At 58.1% G+C, this 1,688-nt stretch carries 2 protein-coding genes; one reads left to right on the forward strand and one right to left on the reverse strand.

What is annotated here, in order from left to right; all coding sequences use genetic code 11:
- Nucleotides 1-731 (forward strand): ATP-binding protein (locus tag JCM25156_RS15820; RefSeq protein ID WP_025813860.1); only part of this gene is annotated, 731 nt, incomplete at its 5' end.
- 221 nt (nucleotides 732-952) lie between these two features.
- Here JCM25156_RS15820 and JCM25156_RS15825 read toward each other — a convergent pair.
- The gene (locus JCM25156_RS15825) at nucleotides 953-1,396 is read right to left on the reverse strand and encodes a hypothetical protein (RefSeq protein WP_148299405.1); all 444 of its coding nucleotides are present in this window, start codon (nucleotides 1,394-1,396) and stop codon (nucleotides 953-955) included.
- Nucleotides 1,397-1,688 lie beyond the last annotated feature (292 nt).

Genomic DNA, 1,688 nt, shown 5'->3' on the forward strand with positions numbered 1-1,688 from the left:
CGCTGGAGGTGGCGCGCGCCGCCCATGCCTTCAACACCATGGCGCATCGCATCCGCCGTTACCTCATGGACCGCACGCTCATGCTGACCGCCATCGGCCATGACCTGCGCACCCCCATCACACGGCTGAAACTGCGGGCCGAATTCGTGGAAGACGAGGAGATGCGGGCCAAAATCCTCACCGATCTGGATGAACTGGAAGCCATGGTGGCGGCGACGCTGGCCTTTGGCCGCGACGCGGCGCAGCGCGAACCCATGGGGCGGGTCAACCTGACCGCCCTGCTCCAGACCCTTGCCGATGAAGCCGCCGAGACCTACCCCGAAGTCGCGGACGAGATCACCTTCACCCATGCCGACATACCCGACACGCATGTCCGCGCGCGGCCGGTCGCGCTCAAGCGCGCACTGAACAATCTGGTGACGAACGCGGTAAAATATGGCGGTGGCGTGCGGATCACACTCAATACGCCCCATCAGGGCGAAGGCGGGGACGCGGGGGAATATACGGTCACCGTGCTGATCGAGGATAATGGCCCCGGCCTGCCGACCGAGGATCTGGAACGCATGTTCGACCCCTTCGTCCGCGCCGAACAGAGCCGCAACCGTGAAACCGGGGGCACCGGGCTGGGGCTGTCCATTTCACGCAATATCATATGGGGTCTGGGGGGGGATATCAGGCTGACCAACCGGCAGCCCCATGGGCTGCGCGTGACCGTGACCCTGGTGTGTTAGGGCGACACATCGCGCAAGGCCCGGACCATTCTGCTCAGGCCATCACATTGCCGTGTAAGGCCGGGACCGGCGGGGAGGGAAGGACAGGCGATGGGGGCGATCGGATCCTGTCGGGAAGCGTGTTCCGGATTCCGGGGAAGGTGACTTGATGAATACCGGACTTCAGGAATGAATTTTCAGAAGTCTATTTGAATATAATGAATGTTTTTAAAAACAGGCTGTCATATCGCTATTGATGTCAGGTGGATGTTGGCTTCATCGAGTTCATCCTGACGGATCATGTCCTTCACCGTCGCGATGGAAAAGGACGGCGCCTTTGTCTTGGAATGATGGCGTTTCTCGTTGTCATCCTCGATGAACGCCCTGGTTGACGCATCGAGATAGCCATAGCCGCACAGATACGGGTTACGCACATCCGCCATGACGGCCACGACATGGTAACGCCGCCGCCCCACCCAGTATTCGGCCACCGAGTCCTGATCGACGCCGGGGTAGTTGAACGTTACGCCGCGCGAATGGAGGTAATCAAAGATATTCCCCATAAGAACATTCATAAGCTTCTGTTTTTTAGGATTGAATTCAAAAGCGTAATAGAAATGTTCCAGATAGACCTTTTCTTCCTGCGGCAGGGACTTGGGGTTAACCCATCCCAGGATGCTCTGCATTCTGGTGGGTTTGGGTTTTACCTTGATGGGCCGGTCACGGAAGATAATGGTCCCCCGATGATTGTAGAAAATCGGAAGAATAACGTGTTGTGGATCATCATTCATGAAATCACCTCCTGATTCTGCAATATCAGACCTCTCCCGTTTCCGGCAATGGCCTGCCATCGGGCGTTTCCATCACTACCGGGTATATGAAAAATGACCTGTGGAAGCGGATTTCACCCCCGGCGGAACAGGCCGCCACAACACCCCCATCCGGCGGGGAGAGTGATCATGCGCCCCACCGCCGCGC

Source organism: Komagataeibacter kakiaceti JCM 25156, assembly GCF_000613305.1.